Below are 19,441 nucleotides of genomic sequence, written 5' to 3'. Positions count from 1 at the left end.
CTGCTTCAACGTTTCGCGACAGCCCGTGTAATCTGCATCACGCCGCAGTCAGTGCCTGCGCCATCCGCTCGATCAGCGCACGCACGCGTCTCGGCTGCGCGGCACTGCCGGGATAGACGATCTGCAAGTCGACATCGCCCGGCGAGAAATCGCGAAGGATCTCGACGAGCGCGCCGGACGCCAGATCCTGCTCGACGTCGACCAGCGACTTCAGCGCGACGCCATGCCCCGCGATGCACCACGCCCGCACGAGCGCGCCGTCGTTGGCCACGCGCCGGCCGCGTACCATCACGCGCTTCGCTTCGCCATCGATGCTGAACGGCCATTCGGCATACAGGTCCGGCCCGAAACGCATCACGATGCAGTCGTGAGAAACGAGATCGTCCGGATGCGTTGGCGTGCCTTGCGCGGCGAGATACGCAGGCGACGCGCATACCACGCGCCGCGCGCGGCCGAGCGAGCGACTGCGCAGCGAACTGTCCGCGAGCGTGCCGCGGCGAATCGCGAAATCGAGCCCCTGGCCGACGAGATCGACGTAACCGTCGCCGAGATGCAGGTCGACCGTCACACCCGGGTGCTCGGCCAGGAACGCATCGACGACCGGCACGACGCGCTCGCGCCCGAGATCGGCCGGTGCGCTCAGCCGCACGGGCCCCGACAGCGTCTGCACGCCCAGCCGCACGCGGCTTTCGAGTTCGTCGGCTTCGGCCAGCAGGCGCCGCGCGCCGTCGACGAGCGTGCGGCCCTCGTCGGTCAGGCTGATCGCGCGCGTCGTGCGCGTGAGCAGCGCCGCGCCGTAGTGGCGCTCGAGCGCCGTCAGTCGCTCGGACACCGAGGCCGGCGACAGCCCGACCTCGCGGCCCGCCGCGGCCAGCCCGCCCTTCTCCACGATGCGCAGGAACAGCGCGAGATTGTCGAGCAGCATTGTTCGCTCCTTCCGAAGGATATTTTCGAAGCCTGCCCGATTATCCGAAATGTCCGCAAGCGATACAGTGCGGCAACGCTCGATGTCACGGCCGTCCACCCCAGCGCTTCGATCATCCACAGGAAACCCCGCCATGGAATACCGCACCCTCGGCCGCTCCGGCCTCAAGGTTCCCGTCCTGAGCTTCGGCGCCGGCACATTCGGCGGCACCGGCCCGCTGTTCAGCGCATGGGGCAACACGGGCGTCGACGAAGCGCGCCGCCTGATCGACATCTGCCTCGAAGCCGGGGTGAACCTGTTCGACACGGCCGACGTGTATTCGGACGGCGAATCCGAGCGCGTGCTCGGCGCCGCGATCAAGGGACGTCGCGACCAGGTGCTGATCTCGACGAAGACGGGCCTGCCGACCGGCGACGGCCCGAACGACGCGGGCACGTCGCGCGCGCGACTGGTCCGCGCGGTCGACCACGCGCTGCGCCGCCTCGACACCGACTACATCGACCTGTTGCAACTTCATGCGTTCGACGCGGGCACGCCGGTCGAGGAAGTGATGTCGACGCTCGACGATCTCGTGCGCGCGGGCAAGCTGCGCTACATCGGCGTGTCGAACTTCGCGGGTTGGCAGATCATGAAGTCGCTGGCTGTGGCCGACTGGCACGGCTGGTCGCGCTACGTGGCGAACCAGGTCTACTACTCGCTCGTCGGCCGCGACTACGAGTGGGACCTGATGCCGCTCGGCGCCGACCAGGGCCTCGGCGCACTCGTGTGGAGCCCGCTCGGCTGGGGCCGGCTCACCGGCAAGATCCGGCGCAACGCACCGCTGCCCGAAGGCAGCCGCCTGCACGAAACGGCGAGCTACGGGCCGCCGGTCGACGAAGAACGCCTGTACGACGTGGTCGATGTGCTGGACGCGATCGCGGAGGAAACCGGCAAGACGGTGCCGCAGATCGCGCTGAACTGGCTGCTGCAACGGCCGACCGTGTCGTCGGTGATCATCGGCGCGCGCAACGAGGAACAGTTGCGCCAGAACCTCGGCGCGGCAGGCTGGGCGCTGACCGATGCGCAGGTCGCGAAGCTCGATGCGGCGAGTGCTGTCGAAGCGCCTTATCCGTACTTCCCGTATCGCCGGCAGGCGGCGTTCGCGCGGCTCAATCCGCCGATGCGCGGGTAAGGGACGGTAGCGGCGACGCGGTTGCGTGCCTGTGTCAGGCCGGCACGCCTGCGTGGCCGAGCCGCACGACCTTGTCGGTCGCGCCGATGACCGAGCGCCGGTGGGTGATCGCGATCACCGTGACATCGCGGGCGAGCAGTCGCACGTGTTCCATGATGTCGCGCTCCGTCGCTTCATCCAGCGCGGAACTCGCCTCGTCGAGAAACAGTACGGTCGGGTTGCCGTACAGCGCCCGGGCGATCGCGATGCGCTGGCGCTCGCCGCCGGACAGCTTCAGCCCGCGCTCGCCCACCGTCGTGTGGAAGCCGTCCGGCAGGCCGTCGATGAACGTCAGGATCGTGGCCCTCGCAGCGGCTTCCCGCAAACGCCGAGCATCGTGCGGCCGGCCGAGCAGGATGTTGTCCTCCAGGCTTTCGTTCAGCAGCACTACGTCCTGCGGCACGACGGCGACGGCAGCGTACCAGTCGGCGCGGTCGATGTCCGCGAGATCGACGCCGTCGACGAGAATGCGCCCGCCGGTCGGTTCGATCGACTTCAGCGCCAGCTTGAAGATCGTCGATTTCCCCGCCCCCGTTTCGCCGACGATGAACGTGACGGCCCCGCGCTCGGCGACGAAATCGACATCGGTCACGCCGCGCCCGTTGCCGTATGCGTAGCCGACATGATCGAACACCACGCGCCCTTCGCGCGGCACGAACGCCGATGCGTGCGACACCTGCCGCTCCTCGGGTGCCGTCCAGAGCGCCGCGAACGGCACGAGGGCCGCGCGGGAGCGCGCACTCTCGTCGATCGAGCGCGCGAGCATTTCGAACGGCAGGTTCAGTTGCAACAGCAACGTGTTGAACAGCACGATGTCGCCGATCGACAGCGCACCGGCCTCATGGCGCGGCAGCAGCAACCAGAACGTCACCGAGAACTGGACCGCGAGGCCGAGACCCAGCAGCGCGAGATAGCCGACGTGCTGCAGCACGTATGCGCGCCAGCTGTCGCGCTCGACGCGCGCTTTCTCGGAGAAACGTTCGCTCATCCACCGATGGCTGCCGAAATGCCGAAGCGTCTCCATCGCATTGATCGCGCCGCCGACGAAACGCGCATTCTCCTGCCCGGCCTCGATGGCGCGGTCGAGAAACGCGCGCGAGCGCCGCGCGGCAACGATCGCGATCGTCACTGCGACCGCGCCGTAGGCGGCCGTGATGGCCACGACCTCGAAATTGATCAGCGCGCCGAGCGTGGCGAGCGTCAGCACGATCTGAAGCGTGCCGGGAATCAGGTCCATCAGCGCGAGTTGCACGAGCACCGACAGCGCGCGGCTGCCGCGTTCGTTCGCATTCTGGATTTCAGCCGGATTGTGTTCGACGAAGAAGGCCGTGGTCTTCTTCAGGATGCGCTCGAAGAAGCGCGTGCCGGTGATGAATCCGAGATTCTCGGAACTCATGAAGGACAGGTACTGCACCACGCGTTGCAGCGCGCTGGACAGGCCCAGCAACACCGCATAGAGCACAAAGCCCGGGATCAGCGCATGGAGCACGCCGCGATGCGACAGCGCGTCGATCAGGCGCGAGAACAGATAGGGCGCGGCGACGGCGCTCGCACTCGACAGCACGACGACCGCCGCGACCGTCAGCAGCATCCAGCGATCGGCCTTCCAGTAGGCTCGCAGCACCTCGGCAATCGGATTCGGCGCGTGGTGTTCGTTCATGACGCGAAAAACCGGGGGCGACCCGGATGGCGACAGACGGCCGAAAAGTCTAACAGACCGAAAGAAAAGACACGGCGGCGTTCGGGCGGCATGGCGGCAGCAACACGAGGCCTTCGAAGACCGGTTGGCCGTGGACGCTACCAAACGGCGGATGTCCCTCACATTGACATATCGGTAAATCTCGATATACTCCGCGCCATGGAATTGCTCGACATTTTCAAGGCCCTCTCGAACCGGACACGTCTCGAGATCCTCCAAGGCTTGAAGGATCCCGTGAAAAACTTCCCTCCACAGGACGAAGGGGACGTGCTCACGGTGGGCGTTTGCGTCAGCAGCATTCAGGAGGGTGTCGGGCTGTCGCAGTCGACGGTGTCCGATTATCTTGCCACGCTGCAACGCGCCGGCCTGGTCGAGGTCAGGCGCATCGGTCAGTGGACCTACTACAAGCGCAACGAAGCAGCCATCAGTGCGCTTGCCAAGGCCATTGGCAAAGAGCTGTAATTTTTTGCCGCATCATATCGATAATTCCCGATATCCCTTTTTATCGAAACAAGGAGTTCCAGTGAAAGCGCTCATGCTCAAATCATTTGGCGGCCCGGAATCGTTCGAACTGAGTGACGTACCCAAGCCCGTGCCGCTCGCGGGACAAGTCCTGGTTCGCGTCCATGCGACGTCCATCAACCCGCTGGATTACCAGGTCCGGCGCGGCGACTATCCCGACCTGGTGCCGCTGCCGGCCATTACCGGGCATGACGTCTCCGGCGTGGTCGAAGCAGTCGGGCCGGGTGTGACGGCCTTCTCTCCGGGAGACGAAGTCTGGTACACCCCGCAAATCTTCGACGGGCCGGGCAGTTATGCCGAGTACCACGTCGCCGCCGAAAACATCGTCGGGAAGAAGCCGCCGTCACTGAGCCATCTCGAAGCGGCAAGCCTGACCCTGGTCGGCGGGACGGCATGGGAAGCACTGGTCGTGCGTGCGGCGCTGCGCGTGGGGGAAAGCATTCTGGTACACGGTGGCGCGGGAGGCGTCGGCCATGTGGCGATCCAGCTCGCCAAAGCCATCGGCGCGAGGGTGTTCACGACCGTGCGCGCAGCCAACGTCGAATTCGCCCGAAGTCTGGGGGCCGACGAGGTCATCGACTACGAAAAGGACGATTACGTCGACGCCGTCATGCGGACCACGGGTGGCCGCGGAGTCGACGTCGTGTTCGACACCATCGGCGGCAACACCTTGTCGCGCAGCCCCGACGCGCTCGCACAGCTTGGCCGCGTCGTCACGATCGTGGACATCGCACAGCCGCAAAACGTCATTCAGGCCTGGGGCAAGAACGCGAGCTATCACTTCGTTTTCACGAGGCAAAACCGTGGCAAGCTGGATGAGCTGAGCGCATTGGTTGCGCGCGGACAGCTGCGGCCACACGTCGGCGCCGTCTATTCCCTTGCCGATATCCCGCTCGCCCATGCCCGGCTGGAAAGTCCCCGCCACGGTGTTCGCGGAAAGATCGCGATCGCGGTCGAGCCATTGGCTCATCCCGGCCGTGTCGACGGGTCTTCATGATCCTGTTGCGCGGATGCTCGACCGTTGGCCGTGGCACCATGAAATGCTGTCGCCATGGGCCTACCCATGGTGCCGCGAGCTTCCTATCGTAGAGACCTGCGACGCGCCGGCCGGACCGGCGGCGCGCGCCCTTCTCATCGAAAGGTTCGCCAACAACATGAATGCCGACGACACAGGACTGACCGTACGCGCGGTCACTGAAAACGACTACGACCAGTGGCTGCCGCTATGGGACGGCTACAACCGCTTCTACGGCCGCTTCGACGATACGGCCCTGCCGCTGCGCATCACGCAGCTCACGTGGTCGCGCTTCTTCGACGGCTACGAGCCTGTCCATGCTTTCGTCGCGGAACGTGACGGCAAGCTCGTCGGGCTCGTGCATTTCCTGTATCACCGCAGCACGACGCACGCCGGGCCGGTCTGCTACCTGCAGGACCTGTTCACGCTCGACAGCGAGCGCGGCAAGGGCGTCGGCCGCGCGCTGATCGAAGCCGTGTACGAAACCGCGCGTGCGCATCGCGCCGAACGCGTGTCCTGGCAGACGCACGAATCGAACCACACGGCGATGCGCCTCTACGACACCGTCGCGGACAAGCCGGGAGCCGTGCTCTACCGGAAGGAGTTGTTGCGCTGAGTACGCGCGGCCGGGCGCCCATCTGCCACCTTGCCCCGCGAAGACGACGGCATGCGCGCCCCTTTCTTCAACGCGCTGAATGCAGGAACACCAACCAGCGTCAGCCCCTGGATAAGCCCGCCCGATTGAATGCCATGATGAATGCCACGATCGATCACAGTCGCGGTTACCTCGGCAGCTTGGTAGCCCTCGAGACACAAAATCTCCGGTTACATCCATTTTTGTATCCCTGAGGCTACAATCCTTGCATGCCATTTTGTAGCAGAAGGGCTACAATTAAAGCCGGTTTGGCGCTTTCTGATGCCTTGGGGCTACAAATGACAACATTGGCCGATGTGGGAGAAATGCTGAGGGATGCCCGCCACGCGGCGGGACTTTCTCAGAGTGAGCTGGCTGAGCACGCCGGTGTCGCACGCACGACGCTCGCACGCATGGAGACACTTGCACGAGGCGACATGAGCGTATCTGCGCTCGTCCGCCTCCTTGAGGCCGCCGGCTACGACCTGCGCGTCGTGAAGCGCGGACACGGGCGCACGCTCGATGACGTGCTGGCCGAACAGCGCACGATGGGAGATACGTGACCATGCGCCTCCACGTGTATGTCAAAGGCAAACTCGTTGCTCACCTCTACCGCCAAGCGGACGACTATGCGTTGCGCTACACCGCAGACGCCCTCGACGCCGACTTTGCCAGCCTGACCATGCCCGTTCGCGAAGATGCCTGGGTCTGGCCTCGCGACCTGCATCCCTTCTTCCGGCAGAACCTGCCCGAAGGGTTTCTCTTTCAAGTGATTCGCGAAGAGTTCGGCCCTTATCTCGACGGAACCGACCTCTCGCTCCTGGCCATCATCGGCGGCTCCGGTATCGGCCGGGTAACAGTCACACCCGAAGGCGGCCCCCCTGGCGGCGAGCTCGACCCGCTCGACCTGAAGAGCCTGCTGCACGAAGACATCACGACCGCCCGCTTTGCGGAACTCGTGCGGTATTACGCTCGCGCCGCCATTTCAGGCGCCGTACCCAAATTCCTTGCGCCTGAACTCCGGTCAGGCCAGGCACCCGTAGGCAAGCAAACGCTACGCACGAGCCGGCACATCGTCAAGGGATCCGACGAGCAAACGCCCTATCTCGGTTTCAATGAGCATTACTCGATGCAGGTGCTGGCAAGACTCGGGGCCGCCCGAGTAGCGAAGACCACGATGTCGGACGACGGCCGTGTGCTCGTCGTCGACCGGTTCGACATCGACGAACAAGGCAAACCAGCCCTTGGCCTCGAAGACGCTTGCAGCCTACTTGGCCTGCCTCCGCATGAGAAGTACCGCCCGTCGACCGAACAGGTCCTCAACGCAACGAAGCCCTACATCGGCCCCGCCAATTGGCGACGAGAGGCCGAGCAACTCGGCTGGCAACTCATCACCAACTACGTCGTGCGCAACGCGGACTGTCACGCGAAGAACATCGCACTCATCTACTCGAACATCGACGACGTCATCTACACACCCGCCTATGACATCGTCACCACGGAGGCTTATCCGCGCTTTGCAAACAACCCGCCAGGGCTGAGCATCGAAGGTCGAAAAACGTGGGCTCCGGGGAAAACGCTGGAGCGCTTTTTCAACACGCGCCTCGGCATCCCGCCAAGGCAATACCGCGAAATGGTCGAAGCGCTGTGCGACTCCGCCGTATCGACAGGGAAAGATATCGTCGAAGCAGCAAAAAACGAGACGCGGTGGCGGTGGATCGCCAAACAGATGCTGCATGCATGGAACGAAGGGATGGGATCGCTTCGCAGCACCAAACCGCAGGTCGCACTCAAAGCGCTCACGCCAATCATCGAGGCCGCCGGTTTCTCGGATGCCGACAAGGCCGACAACACGAGAGAGGTCATTGGTCGCTCGGAATTGCTGGCCAATCACGGCAGGGACAACTGACACCCGCATAGTTCAGCCCACCGACACACGTCCGGGTCGCGCTCACCCCACCGGCCGCGCCTTGATCCACAGAAACAGCGGCACGCGCGCCCATTGCTTCAGTTGATCCGTATCGGCCTGATCGGGCGGCGGCTCGCGCAGCGACACGATCGCGAACCCGGCCGCTTCCAGTGCTTCCATATACGCCTGCAGCGGCAGCGACCAGCCGGCGAAATGCATCGACAGCCCATCGCGCGTTTCCACGCCGGCGAAGTGCTCGCGCCCGAAATAGCTGCCCTTCAGCACGAACGGCGCATCGGGTTGCGGCCCCGCGAAGCCGCCGCGATCGCGGAACGGATGCACGAGCGAGATGAACAGCAGCCCGTCCGGCTTCAGCACGCGGCGCGCCTCGTTCAACGCGCGCTGCATGTCGTCGAGATCCATCAGCACGTTGTACGCCATCACGAGATCGAAGCTGGCCGCGTCGAACGGCAGCGACGCCGCGTCGGCCAGCTCGTAGCGATGCGCGGAATCCGCGTGCCGGGCGGCGTCGAGCATCGCGGGCACCACGTCGGTCGCGGTCACGTCGTAGCCGAGCGCCTTCAGCTCGCGGCTCACGCGGCCTTCGCCGCAGCCGATCTCCAGCGCGCGGCCGGTGTCGCGGCCGATATAGGCCGCGAGCCCCGCGCGGTATTTCCAGAACGCATCGTGCCCGGGCTTGCCGGCCCAGCCGATCCATTGGTCGGCGACCTGTGTCCAGTGTTCGGTGATGGCTTTCGTGTCGGTCATGCGCGCTCCCGCCCGGTGGGCGTCGTTGGCTCAGGATGCGCATGGTAAGCCGATGCGGCGGAACGCGCGACCAGGCGGCACCGCGCGGCCGGTTTCCGTTTCCGGCGGCGACGTTCTACAGTGACATAAAACAATCCGCGCCGCCGCGCGTCGCCCCCGCCCGGCGATGCGCACCCGATTCCGAGGACATCCCATGCCGAGCATCCTGGCCGCGCCCGCCAATCTCCCCCCGAGCTCCGTCGCGGCGGAAACGCGCATGGTGCACGACGTCGCGACGCTGAAGCCGTCCGACTACCGCTCGGCGGACGGCGTGTCGTGGGTCATCTCCACCATCACGCCGGCCGCGGACAGCGGCACGAACGTGACCGGCACGACGTACTTCGACTCCGCGAAAGGCCGGACCGTCCCGCTGCCCGACGCGCGCCGCCGCTATGCGAATCGCGGCACGTGGCAGGTCGTCGCGAGCTCGAGCCCTGCCGTGCCCGCTACTGGCCGCTACGACTGGCTGACGCTCGCCTGGCTGCCGATCAACCGGCGGCCGCTGCCGCAAACGCCCGAACACCTGTATTCGCCGTTCATTCGCGGCGGCACGATCGTATATCGATGGAATCCGGCGGCGGAAGGCGGCGAGCAGTTCGGCAACGTGCGGATGATCTTCCCGGAATGGACGCGGCAGGTGGCCGATGCGTTGCGGTCTGCGCCGGCAGAGTCGCCGGACGGCGCCAGCACGTCCGCCGCACCGTCGGCGCTCGATCGCCTGACAGCGGACACGAACCCGATGACCGCCGTGCTCGACTTCGGCGACGCACTGCGCGACGAGCCGGTCGAGCGAATCGTCGCGCGGCTGCCGGCGCTGCTGCGCGTGAAGGACCTGCACGAACTGTCGGCGATCGTATTCCTGTGCCTGTCCGGATCACGCGCCGAAGACCGGCCGCGCCTCGCCGAAGCGATCAACGGATCGATCGCGTCGACCGACGACAGCGCACGCCTGCTCGCGATTGCATATGGCGCGTTCGCGGCCGGCCGGGCACGGCCCTATCCGTTCAACGATGCGGGGCAGGCCGCGCGTATCAACGACGTGTTCGGCGCGTTGAAGCGGCGGACCGCGGCGCTCGACGTGCCCGTCGCGGAAGGCTCGCCGTGGTACGAATTCTTCACGGCATATCGGCTCGGCGGCGCGGCGCCGGGTAACAACCCGTGACGACGGGCACATAGCCGGTGCGGCCACGGCGAAAGCCGGCCTCCCGCTTGCGCGTGGAACCCGTCGCTACGGTGAACCGCGCGCCGTCATCGCCCGTCACGTGAGCGGCGCATGTCTGCATCGGCGCCGAAGGCCGCGACGAATCCGGATCAAACGGAATGTTCGATCTATTCGACCATTTGAACCGGATCGCCCTGTGCTAGATTCGCGCCCGGCCATAGAGCCATCTCAAATAACCCGAACCAAAAAGACCAAATCATGAAATCTGTATTCCGTCATGCCGCTCTGGCATTGGTGACGATCGGCTTCCTGTCGGGCTGCGCCAGCAGCGTGACACGCGACGCCAGCGATCCGGCGGGGGCCGCCGTGACCGCATCAACGATGAAATTCGGCACGAAACCCGTGGTCGTGAAGGTCACGCTCGACAACACCGCGCAGGAAGCATTGAAAGACAACCTGAAGTTCGACGCGAAGAAACTGCAGGAAAAAATCGAAAGCGCGCTGGATGCACGCAAGCTGCTGGCAAAAGCGGATTCGACCGATGCAATGCACCTGAACGTCGAAGTCAACGGCATTCGCGTGCGCTCGAGCTTCTCGGCCGTCATGTTCGGCTTCATGGCGGGCAACGATCACGTCGACGGCACCGTGACGCTGCTCGACGCCGACAATCATCAGATCGACCGCTTCAAGGTATCGGCTTCGTACGCGCTCGGCGGCATCGCCGGCGGCATGGACGATACGCGCATGAGCTGGCTGTACGAGAAGTTCACCGAGCAGACGCTGACGACGCTCGAACCGGCGGCCGGCGCGCAACAGGCGAACGCCACGCAGACGAAGACGCAGTAATGCCCGCCGCCCGGCCGGCCGCCGATGCGCGGCCGGCCGGGCGGCTGCGGTCGCGCTCATCCGCCGGCGACGATGCGGATGTCGCACTCAACGATCGTCGTCGACCGGGGGCCTTTCAGCCTGCCCCGCCTCTCACCGCGCTCCCGCGCGCGGCATGACTCCATCGCCAAATTCCTGAATACGGTCGCAAGCCCCGCTTGCGCGAATGCTCAGCCATCGGTCGGCCGATCAGCAACGACGGTTCATGTGTGTTGCCTCCATCGGAACCCTGTGCCTGCCACCAACCTCGCACCACGCCGTGCGCGAGTGAATGCCCGGTGCCCGAATCCGGCGACGATCCCGTTTCGTCGAATCAGCCGGCATGAATCGGATCGCGGCCGTGCCCATCTGCCGCCACAACGCATACACGATCGCATGTGAAACGATGGAAATGCAGCCGCTCGGGGGAGCCGACCGTCAGGCAGAGATCCCTTTCGAGACACCGGCGGACACCACGCCGGACCGGCGACCGCATTGTCGATGAGCGATTCTCAACCGATCATCAGACCAGCCCGAATAACTGCACGCTTACCGGAAAATGACGGCATCCTGACTATGCACGCGCCGCGCCGGGAACCCGCGCGCATCGGGCCATGTCGAATCGCATCACGACCGTTGACTGCATCGCGTTCATCGGCCGATCATCGTCCTCCTGCCCCCGCTCGATCAAGTCGCCCCTTTCCTGCTCATGTTAAGCATCGGTCCCTTCTCGATCCGCGTCGTCGCGGTGGCCGTCGCCGCGCTGCTCGCGTGGCTCGTCGCCCGTTTCATCCAGCGCCGCCCGCCGGACGGCCAGCACAAGACCGCATCGAGCCTGATCCTCGATACGTTGCTGCTCGGGCTGATCGCCGCGCGCATCGGCTACGTCGCGCAGTGGTGGCACGAGTACGCCGCCGCACCGCGCGCGATCGTCGCGCTCGGCGACGGCGGCTTCGACTGGCGCATCGGCCTCGCGGCCGGAATCGTGTTCGCGGTCTGGCGCGTGCGCCGCGTGCCCGCGCTGCGTCGCCCGGTGATGGCCGGCATGCTCGCGGGCCTCGCCGCGTGGGGCATCGCGCAGGGCACGCTCGCAACGTTGCAGCACGGCGCGCCGCCGCTTGCCGCGTTGCGGCTCGAAGCACTCGACGCCACGCCGGTGCCGGTGCAACGCTTCGCGGGCAAGCCGGTCGTCGTGAACCTGTGGGCCACGTGGTGCCCGCCGTGCCAGCGCGAAATGCCGATCCTCGCGCAAGCGCAGCAGGATCATCCGGGGATGACGGTGCTGATGGTCAACCAGGGCGAAGACGCGCAAGCGGTGCGCGCGTTCCTCGAACAGAAAGGGCTGCGGTTCGATCACGTGCTGCTCGATCGCACACTGCACGCAATGCAGGCCTATGGTTCGCGCGGGCTGCCGACGACGCTCTTCTTCGATGCGAAAGGCAATCTCGTCGAATCGCACATGGGCGAGATCACCGCCGCGCGGCTGAAGGACGCCGTGGCGGACCGCTTCGGCCAGTAACGCGCGTCGGCCGAACGGCCGCGGCATCGCTGCGTCACATCCGCGCCTCGACCGCGGCGAGCGCACGCCGGCAGACGGACGCGCTGCACGCATGATTCGCGGTCGCCGTTGCGGAAAGCACCGCGGCGTTCCCGCGCAAGTTCGGGCGGCACCTGCACGACGCCCATGACATCCTCGGGCGACGTGTGGCGGGCGAATCGGAGTATTCGACCGACACGCTTTCTGACATATCGTCAATAAAGTGACGGCACGGCCCGCCGGCGCAATCGCCGGGGAAGCGTTTCGCAGCAAGCCTGCAAGACATCGGGGCATCCATCCGTGCAGACGAAGACGCTCCGGACCGACACCTGATGCCGGCCGATCTCGGCTAGAGTGATTGCACGTTTTCGCGTGGAATGTCATTTCATTTCGTCATGCCAACGATGTGACGGGATGTCGATCGAAATCCACTGCGTAAACGAGCGCGGCCCGCGCGTGCACTACCACGCGCGGGCCGCTGACCACAACCCACTCTGTACAGGAGTCAGTCATGGCTGACGGGAATCATAACGCACCGGTTCGCTTTCACGATTGTTCCGTGCCCGCTCGCACGTCTTTTCAGACTCGCCGCATCGTTCCACATCTCAGGCTCGCCGACACGGCACCGCCAGCCCTCCATCTGTGGATGAAACTGTCCGGCCGCTGGATCGACGCAGCGGGTTTCGAACCCGGGCAGCGCTTGCGGATCGAGGTGATGCACAAGCGGCTGGTGGTCACGCCGATCGAAGACGGGCCCGGCGACGATTTCGGCCAGGATGCCGATCGCGCAACACGACGGCCGCGGCCGACGTTCTCGGTGATCACGGGAGGCGCACAATGAATCGCAACGACTCGCGACAACGTGCCGACACGTTGCCAGCCGACTTCGGCCTCGATGACGCGGGAGCACTGTCGGCCAAATCCGCGCTCGTTCTGAAGATCAACGCACTGACCGTCTCGCGCGGCCTGAGCGAAGACGAGGCGGCGGCGCTCGCGGAGATGGCCCGGCCGGTCGTCACGCCCGAGCAACGCGAAATGCTCCGGAACGTCTCGCTGGAACTGTTGATGCAGACGCTGGTGTCGCTGGGTCAGCAGGTGGAAATCGTGGTGCGGCCTGCGGGGCCATCGAATTCGGCAGGCATCACGGTTTCGGTCTGACGGTCGGCAACATGAACGAAGGGGAGGGCGTAGCGGCCGGGCCTGGCCGCACCCCCGTCGCCCCGCGTTCAGGCGACGCGCCGGACCCGACGGTCAGGGCCGCGACAACACCATCACACGACCCGACACACGCTGCAGCTTCAGCCAGCCCGTGTCGGCCGTAAATTGAAGCTGCTGCAGCGGAAAATCGAACTCCGCGCGCTGCGCGGCGCTGATCACCGCATCGGCGATCCAGCGGATCAGTTCCTTGCCTTCGTCAGTCGTCTGGTGGCCGTTCTGGACACCATAAAAATAGCGGTTCCCGGCGTTGACCTCGTTCTGAACCTGCATCCAGTGCCCCGGCAGGCCCCGCTGCGTCCTGAACAGATCGGCCACCCGTTGCGTCGTCAGTCCGCGCGCCCACAATGCGCCGTTCACGGCGGGGCGCGCCAGGTTGTGGCGATCGGCTTCCTGGGCTTGCTCCTTGATGTCGCCTTTCAGGGAATCGGGTTTCGTCATGACGCTTTCCTCGCGATGGGCCCGACAAAGGGCCGGTTGAATGGACAAGGGCCACGGAGAGGGAGGCTGACGCGCGCACCTGCGCGACCCTGGCGTCCGTGGCCACCACGAACGACAGGCCGGCGACATGCGCCGGCCTGGCTCACGATATCGGCCGCAGGCCGGTCGTCCCGCCTGCGCCGGGTGAACGATACCCCCATTGCAGGAATTCTTCGCCTGTCAGGTATGTCAGGCTTCGATATCGGGTGTCCGTCCCCATCACGCTTACCTTTTCCCCTTCAACAGGAACGCAGCCACCGTACATCCCGCCATCGCAACACCTGCGATCAGGAACGTATCGCTGTACGCCATCAACAGCGCCTCACGCATCACGCGCTGGTTCACGAGCGCGAGCGCCAGCTCGTGCACGCCGCCGGTCGCCGAACCCGGCAACGCATCGGCACGCGGCACATGCACGCGCGACAGCAACCGCACCAGCATCGCCATCCGCTCCTGAAACGCTTCCGAGAACGGCGTCACGGCCTCGCCGATCCGCATCGCATGCAGCTTCTGCCGCTCGACGACGATCTGGCTCGCCACCGCGATGCCGATCGCACCGCCGACGTTGCGCACCATGTTGAACACGCCGGACGCCGAACCGAGCTGCGCCTTCTCGATTCCGTCGACGGCCATCACCGACAGCGCGATCACGACGAGCGACTGCCCGATCCCGCGCACGACGAGCGACGGCACGATCACGTTAGACGCGGCGTCGGCGGTCAGGTGGATGTTCATCAGGCAGCCGGCCGCGACGAGCGCGAAGCCGAGCACGATCGTCGCGCGCGGGCTCGTGCGGCGCATCAGCGGCGGCGTCAGGAACGACATCACGAACTGCACGAGCCCATACGGGATCATCGCGAGGCCGATGTCGCGCGCGCTGTAACCGTGCAGCTCGGCGAAGTAGTTCGGCACGAGAAACACGACGCCGAACACCACCGCGCCGAACAGGAACTGCATCAGGCTCGCAATCCCGAAGTTGTAGCGGCCGAGCAGCCGCAGGTTGATGAACGGCGCCTCGCGCCGCAGCTCGATCGCGACGAACGCGACGAGCCCCGCCACCGCGACGATCGACAGCTCGACGATCAGGTCGGATGCGAACCAGTCCTTGCGCCCGCCCTCTTCCAGCACGATCTGCAGCGCGCTCAAGCCGATCGCCATCGTCGCGATCCCGAACCAGTCGGCCTGCCGCAGCTTCGCCAACTGCACGGGCACCGGGCGGATCGCCCACGCGATCGCCGCGATCAGCGCGATCGCGGGCGGAATCTGCAGATAGAAGATCCAGCGCCACGAATACATGTCGGTGAGCCAGCCGCCGAGCGACGGCCCGGCCGCCTGCGCGACGTTGTTCGCGACCGCGAACAGTGCCATCCCGAGCGGATGCTTCGACGGTGGCAGCTCGGTGACGATCAGCTGGAACGACAGCGGAATCAGCACGCCGCCGAACGCGCCCTGCAGCGCGCGCGCGACGATCATCGTCGAAATGGTCGGCGCGACCGAGCACGCGATCGAGAACGCGAGGAACCCCGTTGCGCCGACGAGCAGCACGCGGCGCGCGGAGAACACCTGCACGAGCCAGCCGGTGAGCGGAATCACGACGATCTCGGCAACCAGGTACGCGGTCGAGATCCACGAGCCTTCCTCGAAGCTCGCACCCAGCGACCCGCGGATGTCGGGCAGCGACGCGTTCGTCACGTGCACGTTCATCCCCGCCATGAAGCAGCCGAACACGCCGCCGAGCACCGCGACCCACGCGCGCAGCGAGACGGATTCATCTTGCGCGGCCTGCGCGGCCCGCGATGCCGCGGCCGTCACGATCCGGCTCCCGGTGCGCCGCGCGTATCGACGCGCGCGATCACCGACATGCCAGGCCTCAGCACGAGGCCCGGCGGCGGCGCATCGAGGCGGATCTTCACGGGTACGCGCTGCACGATCTTCGTGAAGTTGCCGGTCGCGTTGTCGGGTGGCAGCAGCGCAAATTCGGCACCCGAGCCCGGGGCGAGACCGAGCACGCGGCCGTGCAGCGTGCGGCCCGAGTAGGTATCGACGTCGATCTCGACCGGCTGCCCGTCGTGCATCGCGCCGAGCTGCGTCTCCTTGAAGTTCGCGACGACGTACACGTCGCGCAGCGGCACGACCGCGAGCAACGGCATCCCGACCTCGACGTACTGGCCCGCGCGCACCGCCCGCTGGCCGATCGTGCCGTCGCGTGTCGCGCGGATCACCGTGTGCTCGAGATCGAGTTGCGCCAGCGCGAGCTTCGCGCGGGACGCCGCAAGGCGCGCACGCGCCTGCTCGATCGCGGCCGTGCTTTGCGCACGGCGCCGGCGCAACACCGTCTGCTGGTCGTCCTGCGCGCGCACGGCCGCGCCGGCGCGCGCCAGTTCCGCGCGCGCCTTCAGCGCGTCGGCGTGCGCCTGTTCCCAGCGCTGCCCGCTGGCGGCCGATTCGGCGAGCAACTGCTTGTAGCGCGCCGCATCCGCGTCGCGTCGGGTCGCCTCGGCACGCGCGGCGGCCGCGTCGGCCTGCGCCTGCTCGATCACGCTGCGCTGCTGGCCGACCTGCGCGTCGAGCGTCGCGGCCGCGGCTTCCTCGGCCTGCAACGTCGCATCGGCGGCGGCAACGGCCGCCTGCGCGTCGTCGAGCTTCGCGCGATAGTCGCGATCGTCGAGCGTGACGAGCACGTCGCCGCGCTTCACGGGCTGGTTGTCGTCGACGGCCACGCTTGCGACATAACCGGCCACCCGCGGGCTGACGGTCACGATGTCGGCGCGCACGTATGCATCGTCGGTGTGTTCGATGAAGCGGCCGACCGTCCACCAGCGCCAGCCGAACCCGGCCAGCACGATGACGGTGATGAAGGCGCCGGCGGCGATCCAGTGGCGCCGCGCGAAACGGGCGGATTTCTCGGGTACGGCTGTGGTGCTCATGATCGGAATCGGAAGGGTTGAGTGCGTGCGGATTCACGAACGGCCGGTCAGGGCCCGTTCACGTCAATAACGGGCTTGCGCTGGCCCTGACGCTGCCAGCCGCCCCCCAGTGCCTTGAAGACGGCAACCTGATCGAGCGCGACCTGCTGCGTCGACGCGGCCAGTGCCGCATCGACCGCGACGAGGCTGCGCTGCGCGTCGAGCACGCCGAGAAAATCCAGCGCGCCCGCGTCGTAGTTCAGTTCCGCGAGCCGGAAAGCGCGCGCGTGTTCGGCGCGCGCGGTTTCGAGCGCGGCCTTGTGGCGCCACTCGGCGCCATATCGCGCGAGCGCCTGTTCGGTTTCCTTCAGCGCGCGCAGCACCTGCGCGTCGAACGACGCGCGTGCGGCGGCATCGTCCGCGCGTGCCTGCGCGAGCTGCGCGCGGCTCGCCGCGAGATTCGGAAAGCGCCAGGTAATCAGCGGCCCGACGCCCCACGCGATCGCGTACTTGTCGCCGAGCGACGACGGATCGGCGGTCGTCGACAGCCAGTTCACCGACCCACCGAGCACGATCGACGGATACAGCTCGGCCGTGGCGGCACCGATCCGCGCGTTCGACGCGGCGAGCCGGCGCTCGCTTTCGCGCAGGTCGGGCCGGCGCCGGAGCAGCGCGGCACCATCGCCGACCGGAAACGGCCGCGCCAGCGCCGGCGTCGCATGGCAGCGCGCGGCCGCATCGGGAATCGCGCCGGGCGCGTGCCCGGTCAGCACCGCCAGCTCATACAACGCGGCGCGGCGCGCGCCAGTCAGCGCCGGCAGTTCGGCACGCGTATCGTCGGCGAACGCGCGCGACCGCGCGACTTCCAGATCGGACACGAGACCGTGCGTGCGCTGCCGTGCGGTCAGCGCGGCGAGGCGGTCGGCAATCGCGACCGAACGCTCGGCCACGTCGATCCGCTCGCCGTACGCGCACGCCTGCGCGTAGGCGGCCGTCGTCTCGGCGGCCACCGCGACGCGCATCGCATCCGATGCCGCCTGCACGGCCTCCGAATCGGCGCGCGCGGCATCGACGAGATGGCCGACACGCCCCCACAGATCGACTTCCCACGACAACGCGAACGACGGCGCGAATCCCCGGCGCGTACGCGCATCGGTGCCCTTCGCGCTCGCGACGATCTGGTCGGGCGCGTGCTTGCCGTAGTCGACGCCGAAGCTGGCCGTCGTATCGGGCAATCGCGCGGCACCCGCTTCGTCGAGCACGGCGCGCGCACGCGCGACGCGTGCCGCGGCCACCGCGAGATCGCGGTTTTGCGCGAGCGCTTCGCGCACGAGTGCGTCCAGCGCCGGATCGTCGAACAGCTGCCACCAGCGATCGGGCAACGCACCGCTCGATGCGACGGGCGCATCGACGGCGGCATCGAACGGCGCGCGATGTGCCGCATCGATCGACGGCGGACGATACGGCTCGCCGACGGAGCATGCGCCAAGCATTGCCGCGCTCAGCAGCGTGGCGGCAATGCGCGGCGCGCAAGACGAGGCGGCAAAGGGTAAATCGAAGGAAAGCGAAGCAAGGAAGGAGGCGCGCATCGTGCGGTGGCAGTCGAACAAACGATGGGCCTATGGTAATTTCGGCACATTCAGTCGATCTCGCGCGCAAAGCGCATTCGTCGTCGAGAAAAGGACAAGTGGACCCATTTTTCCGCGCGCTCGAGCGCAAGGACAAGCACAAGCAGATCGCGGTCGCCGTGTCCGACGCGGCGTCCGGTGTCCTGTATCCGCCGCATTCGCACCGGCACGGCCAGCTGATTCACGCGATCTCCGGCGTGATGCTCGTGTATGCGGATGCCGGCAGCTGGGTCGTGCCGACCGGGCGCGCGGTGTGGGTGCCGGCGGGCACGCAGCACGAGATCCGGATGGCCGGCGACGTGCAGATGCGCTCGGTGTTCGTCGCGCGCGAAGTGCGGCCGAGCCTGCCGGCCGAGTGCCGCGTGATCGAGGTCGGCACGTTGCTGCGCGAACTGATCGTGACCGCGTGCGAACTGCCAGCCGACTACGACCTTTCGCATCGCGCGGGACGCGTGCTCGCGCTGATCCTCGACGAAATCGAAATCGCGCCGCTGCTGTCGCTGCATGTGCCGATGCCACGCCATCCGGCACTCGCCGCGCTGTGCACGCGGCTGATCAGCGACCCGTCGGCGGCCGTCACGCTGCAGTCGTGGGCGCGCGATGCGCACATGAACGAGCGCACGCTCGCACGCACGTTCAAGCGCGAGACGGGCATGACGCACGGCGCATGGTGCCGCCATGCGCGATTGCTGCTGAGCCTGCCGCGCCTCGCGGCCGGCACGCCGATCCTCGAACTCGCGCTCGAGCACGGCTACGACAGCCCGAGCGCGTTCGCGGCGATGTTCCGCAAGGCGCTCGGCGTGCCGCCGAGCGAATACTTCCGGCGCCGATAAGCGGCGCTGTCCGTTTCGCGACGATAGCGCGCTGCCGCGCGGCGGCGGCGACGCGACCGCGCCGGGCACCGCCGGCGCAGCCGCCACGACGCCGC

The 19,441-nt window shown here is 66.8% G+C and carries 19 protein-coding genes; 12 read left to right on the top strand and 7 right to left on the bottom strand.

Annotation, left to right across the window (positions count from 1 at the left end; translation table 11 throughout):
• Positions 1 to 37: 37 nt before the first annotated feature.
• Positions 38 to 925: a LysR substrate-binding domain-containing protein gene (locus AB3K92_RS08915; protein ID WP_369464851.1), complete on the bottom strand. Its 888-nt coding sequence runs from the start codon at positions 923 to 925 to the stop codon at positions 38 to 40.
• Positions 926 to 1,058: 133 nt separating this feature from the next.
• Between AB3K92_RS08915 and AB3K92_RS08910 the strand changes: the two genes are divergently transcribed.
• Positions 1,059 to 2,096 carry an aldo/keto reductase gene (locus tag AB3K92_RS08910; RefSeq protein ID WP_369464849.1) on the top strand — a complete coding sequence of 346 codons (1,038 nt, stop codon included), beginning with the start codon at positions 1,059 to 1,061 and terminating at the stop codon, positions 2,094 to 2,096.
• A 34-nt stretch (positions 2,097 to 2,130) separates the two neighbouring features.
• Here AB3K92_RS08910 and AB3K92_RS08905 read toward each other — a convergent pair whose 3' ends face one another.
• Positions 2,131 to 3,957 carry an ABC transporter ATP-binding protein gene (locus tag AB3K92_RS08905; RefSeq protein WP_226281695.1) on the bottom strand — a complete coding sequence of 609 codons (1,827 nt, stop codon included), beginning with the start codon at positions 3,955 to 3,957 and terminating at the stop codon, positions 2,131 to 2,133.
• A 36-nt stretch (positions 3,958 to 3,993) separates the two neighbouring features.
• Here AB3K92_RS08905 and AB3K92_RS08900 point away from each other — a divergent pair, with 36 nt between their 5' ends.
• From AB3K92_RS08900 to AB3K92_RS08880, 5 genes are all read left to right on the top strand, one after another.
• Entirely contained in the window at positions 3,994 to 4,296 is a 303-nt protein-coding gene (locus AB3K92_RS08900; RefSeq protein WP_048021417.1) for a helix-turn-helix transcriptional regulator, read from the top strand.
• A 61-nt stretch (positions 4,297 to 4,357) separates the two neighbouring features.
• Positions 4,358 to 5,353: a zinc-dependent alcohol dehydrogenase family protein gene (locus tag AB3K92_RS08895; RefSeq protein ID WP_059860128.1), complete on the top strand. Its 996-nt coding sequence runs from the start codon at positions 4,358 to 4,360 to the stop codon at positions 5,351 to 5,353.
• 157 nt (positions 5,354 to 5,510) lie between these two features.
• Positions 5,511 to 5,987, top strand: coding sequence for an N-acetyltransferase family protein (locus tag AB3K92_RS08890; RefSeq protein WP_369464848.1), 477 nt, complete (start codon positions 5,511 to 5,513; stop codon positions 5,985 to 5,987).
• A gap of 317 nt (positions 5,988 to 6,304) precedes the next feature.
• A complete protein-coding gene (locus AB3K92_RS08885; RefSeq protein ID WP_042975682.1) occupies positions 6,305 to 6,568 on the top strand; it encodes a helix-turn-helix transcriptional regulator in 264 nt (87 codons plus the stop codon).
• A gap of 2 nt (positions 6,569 to 6,570) precedes the next feature.
• Positions 6,571 to 7,914: a type II toxin-antitoxin system HipA family toxin gene (locus tag AB3K92_RS08880; RefSeq protein ID WP_059587101.1), complete on the top strand. Its 1,344-nt coding sequence runs from the start codon at positions 6,571 to 6,573 to the stop codon at positions 7,912 to 7,914.
• Positions 7,915 to 7,956: 42 nt separating this feature from the next.
• On the opposite strand, the gene AB3K92_RS08875 is transcribed toward AB3K92_RS08880, so the two are convergent.
• On the bottom strand, positions 7,957 to 8,682 hold the full coding sequence (locus AB3K92_RS08875; protein ID WP_104766502.1) for a class I SAM-dependent methyltransferase: 726 nt from the start codon (positions 8,680 to 8,682) through the stop codon (positions 7,957 to 7,959).
• A gap of 193 nt (positions 8,683 to 8,875) precedes the next feature.
• Between AB3K92_RS08875 and AB3K92_RS08870 the strand changes: the two genes are divergently transcribed.
• The 5 genes from AB3K92_RS08870 to AB3K92_RS08850 all read left to right on the top strand — a co-directional run bounded on the left by AB3K92_RS08870 (position 8,876) and on the right by AB3K92_RS08850 (position 13,442).
• Positions 8,876 to 9,883 carry a hypothetical protein gene (locus tag AB3K92_RS08870; protein ID WP_369464847.1) on the top strand — a complete coding sequence of 336 codons (1,008 nt, stop codon included), beginning with the start codon at positions 8,876 to 8,878 and terminating at the stop codon, positions 9,881 to 9,883.
• Between the two features lie 258 nt (positions 9,884 to 10,141).
• Positions 10,142 to 10,729: a DUF4410 domain-containing protein gene (locus tag AB3K92_RS08865; RefSeq protein WP_059587098.1), complete on the top strand. Its 588-nt coding sequence runs from the start codon at positions 10,142 to 10,144 to the stop codon at positions 10,727 to 10,729.
• Between the two features lie 727 nt (positions 10,730 to 11,456).
• Positions 11,457 to 12,266 (top strand): prolipoprotein diacylglyceryl transferase family protein, encoded by an 810-nt coding sequence (locus AB3K92_RS08860; RefSeq protein WP_369464845.1) that lies wholly within the window; start codon positions 11,457 to 11,459, stop codon positions 12,264 to 12,266.
• 577 nt (positions 12,267 to 12,843) lie between these two features.
• Entirely contained in the window at positions 12,844 to 13,125 is a 282-nt protein-coding gene (locus AB3K92_RS08855; RefSeq protein ID WP_230942976.1) for a SymE family type I addiction module toxin, read from the top strand.
• Positions 13,122 to 13,442, top strand: a complete 321-nt coding sequence (locus AB3K92_RS08850) for a helix-turn-helix domain-containing protein (protein WP_048021404.1) — start codon at positions 13,122 to 13,124, stop codon at positions 13,440 to 13,442. Before AB3K92_RS08855 ends, AB3K92_RS08850 begins: the two co-directional genes overlap by 4 nt.
• 93 nt (positions 13,443 to 13,535) lie before the next feature.
• Here AB3K92_RS08850 and AB3K92_RS08845 read toward each other — a convergent pair whose 3' ends face one another.
• The 4 genes from AB3K92_RS08845 to AB3K92_RS08830 all read right to left on the bottom strand — a co-directional run bounded on the left by AB3K92_RS08845 (position 13,536) and on the right by AB3K92_RS08830 (position 18,378).
• A complete protein-coding gene (locus AB3K92_RS08845) occupies positions 13,536 to 13,940 on the bottom strand; it encodes a hypothetical protein (protein ID WP_021160608.1) in 405 nt (134 codons plus the stop codon).
• A 264-nt stretch (positions 13,941 to 14,204) separates the two neighbouring features.
• The gene (locus AB3K92_RS08840) at positions 14,205 to 15,791 is read right to left on the bottom strand and encodes a DHA2 family efflux MFS transporter permease subunit (RefSeq protein WP_369464843.1); all 1,587 of its coding nucleotides are present in this window, start codon (positions 15,789 to 15,791) and stop codon (positions 14,205 to 14,207) included.
• Positions 15,788 to 16,906 (bottom strand): HlyD family secretion protein, encoded by a 1,119-nt coding sequence (locus tag AB3K92_RS08835; RefSeq protein WP_059488562.1) that lies wholly within the window; start codon positions 16,904 to 16,906, stop codon positions 15,788 to 15,790. The genes AB3K92_RS08840 and AB3K92_RS08835 overlap by 4 nt, the downstream gene beginning before the upstream one ends.
• 47 nt (positions 16,907 to 16,953) lie before the next feature.
• The gene (locus tag AB3K92_RS08830) at positions 16,954 to 18,378 is read right to left on the bottom strand and encodes an efflux transporter outer membrane subunit (RefSeq protein ID WP_369464842.1); all 1,425 of its coding nucleotides are present in this window, start codon (positions 18,376 to 18,378) and stop codon (positions 16,954 to 16,956) included.
• Positions 18,379 to 18,572: 194 nt separating this feature from the next.
• Here AB3K92_RS08830 and AB3K92_RS08825 point away from each other — a divergent pair, with 194 nt between their 5' ends.
• Positions 18,573 to 19,346 (top strand): helix-turn-helix transcriptional regulator, encoded by a 774-nt coding sequence (locus tag AB3K92_RS08825; protein WP_369464841.1) that lies wholly within the window; start codon positions 18,573 to 18,575, stop codon positions 19,344 to 19,346.
• The last annotated feature ends 95 nt before the right edge of the window (positions 19,347 to 19,441 follow it).

Origin of the sequence: Burkholderia sp. Bmkn7, assembly GCF_041103175.1 — a bacterium.
Classification (GTDB): Bacteria; Pseudomonadota; Gammaproteobacteria; order Burkholderiales; family Burkholderiaceae; genus Burkholderia; species Burkholderia cepacia.
Note: the sequence above shows the minus strand (reverse complement) of the source record. Positions and strands in the feature narration are given on the sequence as shown.